Source organism: Prosthecobacter sp. (genome assembly GCF_020439865.1).
Lineage (GTDB): Bacteria > Verrucomicrobiota > Verrucomicrobiia > Verrucomicrobiales > Verrucomicrobiaceae > Prosthecobacter.
The window spans coordinates 47,962-56,125 of the sequence record NZ_JAGRPF010000129.1; the positions used below are offsets into that span (position 1 = coordinate 47,962).

Below are 8,164 nucleotides of genomic sequence, written 5' to 3' on the forward strand. Positions count from 1 at the left end.
CGTCAGACTGGTTTTGCGTCAATGAGTCATGGGTCGAGGCACCCTTTGACCATATCTTGGCGTTCCTGACCATTCTTTGACCTCCATCACTCCCTCGAAAGTCTGCGCCCACATCCGGCGTAGTCCCGCATTATCCCCCTATGCAGTCTAAAACCACCCTCTCGCTGACCTGCGCGGCTCTCGCCGCAGTGTCCCTTCATGCCCAGGACGCTGGCGAAAAGATCACCTATCAAGACCACATTCGCCCGCTGCTGGAGAACAAATGCTTTTCCTGCCATAACCCCGACAAGAAAAAGGGCGACCTCGACCTGACCAGTTTCGGCGCGCTCATGAACGGCGGCGGCGGTGGTGCGGTGGTCGATGCAGGAAACGCGGACAGCAGCCGGCTTTGGACGACTTGCGCGAAGAAGGAAGAACCCTTCATGCCGCCCGAAGGCGCTCCTCTCAGCACCAAGGATCTTGATCTCCTCGCCGCATGGATCAAGGGCGGCATCCTCGACACCAAGTCATCCATTGCCAAAAAGTCGGACAAACCCAAGGTCGACATGGCCGTCGCGGTCACCGGCGGCAAGCCTGACGGTCCGATCGCGAAGCCCGAGCACGTGCTGCTCGAACCCGTCATCGTCACTCAGCATACAACGGCCATCACGGCCATGGCCGCCAGCCCTTGGACGTCACTGATGGCGCTCGCAGCACCGAAGCAGATCCTGCTTTATGACACTGACACCAAGCAGCTCGTAGGCATCTTCCCCTACGAGGAAGGTTACGCCCGCAGCCTGCGCTTCAGCCGCAACGGCTCCCTGCTTATCATGGGCGGCGGTCGTGCCGGAAAAAATGGCCACGCGATCGTATGGGATGTGAAGACCGGCCGGCGCATCACCGAAGTCGGCAAGGAGTTCGATCAGGTCATGTCCGCCGACATCAGTCCGGATCACAAGATGATCGTCATCGGCAGCCCGTCGAAGAAGGTCAAAGTGTATGACACTGCCACAAGCGAAGAGCTGTATACGATCAGCAAGCACACCGAATGGGTCATGAGCACCGCGTTCAGCCCGGATGGTGTCCTGCTCGCCACCACCGACCGCAACGGCAACGTCAATGTCTGGGAGGCTGCCAACGGCGGCGAGTTCTACATCCTCGGCCAGCACAAGGGTTCCTGTGTCGATCTTGCCTGGCGCGCTGACTCAAACATCCTCGCCTCCTGCTCGATGGACGGCACGATCACCACGTGGGAGATGAATGAAGGCAAGCAGGTTAAAAACTGGGCAGCGCACGGCGGCGGTGTGCAGTCGGTCTCCTTCACACCTGATGGCAAAATCGTGTCCTCCGGTAACGACGGCCTCGTCCGAGTCTGGGACGTTAACGGCAACAAGCTTGCCGAGGCGCCTAGCCAGGGTGATCTCGTGACCAAGGTCATCGCCCTGTTCGACTCTAAATCCGCCATCTCGGCCAACTGGCGCGGTGAGATCAAGATGTGGCAGCTCGGCGCTCCGCAGCTTGTCGAATCAGGCCAGCTCACCAGCAACCCGTCCCAAATCGCCCAACGCATCGTCCAGGCCGAACAGCGCATGGCCGAACTCACCGGGAAACTGCCTTCGCTGCAGGAAGCCGTCAAAAAGGCAGAGGCCGATACCAAGGGGCGTGAAGAGGCACTCGCCAAAGTGCGCGCCGAAGTCGCCGAGAACGACCGCCGCAGCAAGGCCTACCCGGGCGAAATCGCCAATGAGGAAAAAGCGCTGGCCGCCCTCAAAGCCGCCCGCACCAAAGCCGATCAGGACAAGGCCGCCCGCAACGCTGCGATCAAAGCCTTTGGCGAAAAATCTGCCAAGATCGCCGTGCAGGAAAAAGAACTCGCGCCGGTCGCCGCAGAAGCCGCCAAGCTTCCCGCCGCAGACAAAGCCGTCGCCGATGCCACTGCCGCGCTCGAAGGTGCCAAGAAAGAACTCGCAGCCAAAGCTGGCGACGCAGCCCTCACCGCCAAGGTCAAGGATCTCGAAGGCAAACTCGCCGCCGCAAAAGCAGCCCAGCAAAAAATCGCCCCCAGCAAGGCCAAGGCCGCCCAGCTCGCGGACGCGATCGCCAAAGCGAAAGCTGCACTCGGTGCCGCGCCTGCGCCGGTCGCTGACCTTGACAAGCTAATCGCCGAAACCGACGCCAAGATCAAAGCGGCCACCGCAAGCATCGCCGCGAAGAAGGCCGAGCTCCCGAAACTGCCAGCGCTCGTCAAAGCCGGTCCGGATCGCATCAAGAGCGCCGAGAGCAATGTCGCCACCGGCAAGAACAACCTCGCAGCTGCTCAATTCGCCGCCAAATCCGCCAACGACGAGATCGGTGTCCTTCAAAAGGTCCCTACTGAACTCAAGGCGGCACAGTTCAACACCGGCGTGCTCGCCGAAAAAGAGAAACTCGCCAAGCTCGAGACTGATTTCAGCGACTTCACCGAAGCCAAAAAAGATGCGGAAGCCGCCAAAGTTGCCGCCGCCAAGCGCATTGAAGACAGCAAGAAAGCCATCGCTGAATCCACCGCCGCGCAGCCCGGGCTCGAGGCTGCTTTGAAGAAACTTCAAGGCGAGGCCGCTGCGCTCGAAACCTCCACCAAGCCAACTCGCGACGCCGATGCCGCCGCCAAGGCCAAGGTCGATGAGCAGAAGAAAATCATCGCCACCAAGGAAGCGGAAATCGCCGCAGCAGCCAGGGCCAAGGATGACGCCATTGCCGCCGCCAAAAAGGCAGCGGAAGACATTGCCAAGGTGATCGACGCCAGGAAAAAGAGCATCGCCGAAGTCAACGCCAAGCTCGCCGCACCTGAAAAAGCAGCCAAGGCCAAGCAGGATGCGCTGGCAGCAAAAGACACCGCACTCGCCGCCGCCAAGAAGGCGGTTGCTGATGCCACCGCAGATGCCGGTGCCAAAACCGCCGCTTTGAAGAAGGCTGAAGCCGCCGTGACTCCCGCCAACACCGCCGTTCAAGCCGCGGAGAAAGCCCTCAACGACACGAAGGCAAAAATCGCACCTGCCCAAGCAGCCGCAGCCGCCGCGAAAAAAGAACTCGAAGCCAAAGCCGGTGACGCCGCCCTTGTTGCCAAAGTCGCAGCAGCGGACAAGGCGGTCGCCGATGCCACCACGGCTCAGGCGAATGCTCAAAAGGACCTCGACGCCAAGCGGGCTGCCAAAAATTCCGCTGTACAGGCCTTTGAGGCTGCCAAGAGTGCCGCCGGCGCCGCAACCGCCTTGGTGGCCAAGACGACAGCCACCGCCAAGCAGACGGAACAGCAGCAGGCTGCCGCGAAAAACGAATTCGCCGCAGCTGACAAGGTCGCCGCCCCTCTGCGTGGCCAACGTGACAGCATCGCCAAAGAAATCGAAGCCCAAAGTAAGGCCCTCGCTGACAAGCAGGCCGCACCAGCCGCCATCGAAAAGGATTATGCAGCCAAAATCGCGCCGTTGAATGCCGCAATCGCCGCCGCCAAAACCGCCCTTCCGCCGCTTGAGCAGGCCTACGCCGCAGCTCACGGCAAACTGGACGCCGAACAAAAGGTTCTCGATGCCAAGAAGGCTGAAGTCGCCAAGGCGAACACCGACTTCGAAGGCGCGAAGAAGAAGAAATCCGATGCCGAAGCGAGCATCGCCGCCGCCACGAAGGAAATTCCCGAGAAGGACAAGATCATTGCCGAGGCCACCGCCGAACTCGCCAAGCTCCAGCCACAGCTCGAGCCCATGCGCACGAAAGTGAAGCAGATGACCGAGCAGTATCTGACGATGCTGCCGGAGTGACCCACGTTTCCCTCGAATTCATCAAATCCACGAATGGGGGCCAGTGGCCCCCATTTTTTGTTCCATTCCTTCACCTTGCCCCTGCGCCAATCCGCGACATGATTCGCGCCCCATTATCACCGTGAAGCCCTACTACATCACCACCGCCATCGATTACACCAACGCGCCTCCGCACATCGGACACGCTTATGAAAAGGTGCTGGCGGACGTGATGGCACGGTTTCAGCGGCTGAACGGACGCGAGGTTTATTTTCTCACCGGGGTGGATCAGCACGGCCAGAAAGTGCAGAAGAGTGCGGAAAAGGCCGGACAGACGCCACAGGAGTTTGTCGATGGCATTACGCAGCATTTCACCGCGCTCTGGGAGAAGCTGAACGTGCGCTTCGACGGCTGGGCCGCGACGACGGACATCAAGCACAAGCGCGTCGTCCAGGCGATGCTGCAAAAGCTTCACGACTGCGGCCAGCTCTACAAAAAGAGCTACGCGGGCTTCTACTCCGTGCGCCAGGAGCAGTTCCTAACTGACAAGGAGCGCGGCCCAGACGGCCAGTTCGGCGAAGAGTGGGGCGAGGTCGTGGAGTTGCAGGAGGAGAACTGGTACTTCCGCCTCAGCGACCACGTCGAGTGGCTGAAGAATTACATCCGCGGCAATCCCGATTTCATCTATCCGCCACATCGCGCGAACGATGTGCTCAATTCACTCGAAGGCAATGCGCAGGACCTGTGCATTTCACGTCCGCTCGAACGCCTGAGCTGGGGCATTCCCCTGCCCTTCGACGAAAAGTTCGTCAACTACGTCTGGTTCGACGCGCTGACGAACTACATCAGTTTCGCCGGTTACATGGCGGACGAGGTCGGCAACGAAGGCCTGCCTCAATTTGAAAAAATCTGGCCCGCGGATGCCGAAGTCATCGGCAAGGACATCCTCGTGCCCGCACATGCCGTTTACTGGCCGATCATGCTTCATGCGCTCGGTTTTCCCGACGATCAGATCCCGAAACTCATCGTCCACGGCTGGTGGAATGTGAAGGGCGCAAAGATGAGCAAGAGCCTCGGCAACGTCATTGATCCGAACGTGCTCTCCGGCACCTTCACCCCCGACGGCCTGCGCTATTACCTCATGCGCGACATCGCCACCGGATACGACGCCGATTTCAGCGACGAGCGCATCATCATGAGCTACAACAAGGAACTCGCCGGTGGCCTGGGCAACTTGCTCAATCGCTCGATCAACATGGCGCAGAAGTATCGCAACGGCGTGCTCACGCCCGGCGACTACGACGACGAGATCAACCAGGCGCTTCGCCAGACCGTCACCGACGCCACACCACTCTACATCGAGAAGATGAACGGCTGGGACATCCACGAAGGCATCGCCGCCGCGTGGAAAATCGTCACGCATGCGAATGCCTTCGTGGACAGCACGAAACCGTTCTCGCTCGCCAAAGATCCCGCGCAGGCCGCCCGCCTCGACAGCGTGCTCTACCACCTCGCGGAGGCCCTCACGCATGTTTCCGTGCTGCTCAATCCCATCATGCCGGCCGCGATGGCCGCAGCCCGCTCACAGATCAGCTGGGAGCTGCCGGAAGGCTTCCTGGTCCAAGATTTGAAGTGGGGACTGCTGCAAAGCGGCCACCAGCTCGGCGCACCGATGCCCCTGTTTCCGCGCCTGGAAATCGTGGAGGAAAAATGAGGCTCGGAATCGCGTCGAGATCATTCCTTGCACCCTCCGCGCTTCTGGCTATGACCAGCGCCGCAACTTGATGAAGAAAGCCCTCCTCGCCCTCGAAGACGGCCGGGTGTTTGAAGGCACGGCGTTCGGCGCCGAAGCCACCCACACCGGCGAAATCTGCTTTAACACCTCCATGAGCGGTTATCAGGAGGTTCTCACCGATCCCTCCTACCGCGGTCAGATCGTGACCATGACGTATCCGATGATCGGGAACTACGGGGTGAACCCGCTCGACACGGAGAGCGACCAGCCGCATGTGCGCGGATTCGTCATCGAAGAACTCTGCGACGTGCCCAGCAACTGGCGCAGCACCCAGAGCCTCGACGCCTACCTCAAGGAATGGAATATCCCCGGCATTCAGGGAATCGACACCCGTGCCCTGACCACCCACCTGCGCACCCGTGGCGCGATGCGTGCTGTCATCACCACCACCGCGAACGCCGAGGAGGCCGTGAAACTCGCCTCCGCCAGTCCGACGATGGAAGGCAGCGACTACGTCAAGGAAGTCAGCACGAAGGCCCCCTACCTCTGGGATCCCGAAGGCACCGAAAGTGGCGACTGGGACATTCCGAGCCCATCCCAAAATCGCGAGCCCGGCGCTGACGGCGTCGTGCGCCATCCTCTTCCTGAGGCGAAGCACCACATCGTAGCCTACGACTTCGGAGTGAAACGCAACATTCTGCGCCGTCTGCGGCAGCAAGGCTTCCGCGTCGACGTCGTTCCTGCGTCTACCAGCGCCAAGGGGGTGCTCGACAAGAATCCTGACGGCATCTTTCTCTCCAATGGCCCCGGCGATCCGGCGGCGCTCGATTACATCCATCAGGAGGTGAAGCAGCTCATCGGCAAGAAGCCCATCTTCGCCATCTGCCTTGGACATCAGATTCTCGGCCACGCCTACGGCGGCAAGACCTTCAAGCTCAAGTTCGGTCATCGTGGTGGCAACCAGCCCGTCAAGGACCTGCGCAACGGAAAGGTGTCCATCACCAGCCAGAACCACGGGTTCGCCATCGATCCCTCGTCACTGCCCAGCAATGTCGAAGTCACGCACATCAACCTCAACGACGGGACCGTCGAAGGCATGCGGCACCGCGAAGCCCCCGTGCTCAGCGTTCAATACCATCCCGAAGCCGCCCCCGGCCCGCATGACGCGAAGTACTTCTTCGCCGAATTTGCGCGGATGATTGAGACCGGACGTTGATCATGGAGGGCAATGCTCCGGCGTTGCCGTCTTGAAATGGGCAAAAACGGAGATTTGCCCTCCCATCACACCGCGATCTCGGCCTTGATCGCCGGATGCGGGTCGTAGCCTTCGAGAGTGAAGTCCTCGAAGCGGAAGCCGTCGATGTCTTTGATGGCGGGATTGATTTTCATCACCGGCCAAGGGCGCGGCTCGCGGGTGAGCTGGAGTTTCGCCTGCTCGAGGTGGTTCGCGTAGAGATGCAGATCGCCGAAGGTGTGGACGAATTCGCCGGGCTGAAGGTCGCAGACCTGCGCGACCATCATGGTGAGCAGCGCATAGCTGGCGATGTTGAACGGCACGCCGAGGAAGAGATCGGCGCTGCGTTGATAGAGCTGGCAACTGAGCTTCCCTTGATCGACGAAGAACTGAAACAGGCAATGGCAGGGCGGGAGCGCCATCTTTTCGATGTTCGGCACATTCCACGCGCTGACGATGTGACGGCGCGAATACGGATTCGTTTTGAGGCCGTGAATGAGGCGGGCAATCTGGTCCACCGGCTCCGCGCCGGGCGCGCCCTGCCAGCGGCGCCATTGCGCGCCATAAACCGGGCCGAGATCGCCATTCTCGTCCGCCCATTCGTCCCAGATGGTCACCTTGTTCTCCTGCAGATACTTTACGTTCGTGTCACCTTTCAGGAACCACAGCAGTTCGTGGATGATCGAGCGCAGGTGCAGCTTCTTCGTCGTCACGAGAGGAAACAGGGTGCTGACGTCGTAGCGGCTTTGCTCGCCAAATACGGAGTACGCGCCGGTGCCCGTGCGGTCCTCACGGTAGCTTCCGTGTTCGAGCACTTTGCGCAGCAGGCGGTGGTATTCTTCCATCGCGCAGTCATAGCGGGCCGCGCGCCGGATGCAAACGCGGCGGTTGCGGCAGCGCTCCCCTGCCCCGATGCTCCGCGCATGGCCGACCTGCCTGAAGACAACGCCCTGCGCACCCGCATGCAGAAACTCCGCATTACCGAGGAGGATCTGGAGGAGTCGTTCATTCGCGGCTCTGGCGCCGGCGGCCAGAAGATCAACAAAACCAGCTCCACCGTAGTACTGCGGCACATCCCGAGCGGCATCGAGGTGCGCTGCCAGCGCGAGCGCTCGCAATCGCAGAACCGCCTGATCGCCCGCCACGAGCTTTGCGACCGCCTTGAGGCCATTTTTCAAAAGGTGAAGCTCGATGCCCAAAACGAGCGCGAGAAGAAACGTCGCCAGACCCGCGACCGGCCGCGCGGCCTGAAACGTCGCTACGTGGCGGGAAAACGCCACCGCGCCGGCATCAAGCAGGGACGCGGCAAGGTGGCGGGCGACGAGTAACGGCGAACTTTCTTGCCAGCGGGCGCTCTCGCGGCATGATCCGCGCTCCCATGAAAGCGCTCGTCCTCACCGCCCCCTCCGAGTTCAACTACGACATCAACTTTCCCGATCCCAC

Annotated in this window: 5 protein-coding genes; 4 read left to right on the forward strand and 1 reads right to left on the reverse strand. The window is 60.9% G+C overall.

Annotation, left to right across the window (positions count from 1 at the left end; genetic code table 11):
* The first annotated feature begins 140 nt into the window (after window positions 1–140).
* The 3 genes from KDL09_RS15275 (at window position 141) to carA (ending at window position 6,703) form a co-directional block, all read left to right on the forward strand.
* Window positions 141–3,773, forward strand: coding sequence for a c-type cytochrome domain-containing protein (locus tag KDL09_RS15275; RefSeq protein WP_294386803.1), 3,633 nt, complete (start codon window positions 141–143; stop codon window positions 3,771–3,773).
* A 121-nt stretch (window positions 3,774–3,894) separates the two neighbouring features.
* Window positions 3,895–5,466 (forward strand): class I tRNA ligase family protein, encoded by a 1,572-nt coding sequence (locus KDL09_RS15280; protein WP_294386805.1) that lies wholly within the window; start codon window positions 3,895–3,897, stop codon window positions 5,464–5,466.
* Between the two features lie 70 nt (window positions 5,467–5,536).
* Window positions 5,537–6,703 (forward strand): glutamine-hydrolyzing carbamoyl-phosphate synthase small subunit, encoded by a 1,167-nt coding sequence (gene carA, locus KDL09_RS15285; protein WP_294386807.1) that lies wholly within the window; start codon window positions 5,537–5,539, stop codon window positions 6,701–6,703.
* Between the two features lie 65 nt (window positions 6,704–6,768).
* Here carA and KDL09_RS15290 read toward each other — a convergent pair whose 3' ends face one another.
* Complete coding sequence (locus tag KDL09_RS15290) at window positions 6,769–7,566, reverse strand: thymidylate synthase (RefSeq protein WP_294386810.1); 798 nt, start codon at window positions 7,564–7,566, stop codon at window positions 6,769–6,771.
* Between the two features lie 78 nt (window positions 7,567–7,644).
* On the opposite strand from KDL09_RS15290, the gene KDL09_RS15295 reads away from it, so the two are divergent.
* A complete protein-coding gene (locus KDL09_RS15295; protein ID WP_294386813.1) occupies window positions 7,645–8,049 on the forward strand; it encodes a peptide chain release factor-like protein in 405 nt (134 codons plus the stop codon).
* Window positions 8,050–8,164 lie beyond the last annotated feature (115 nt).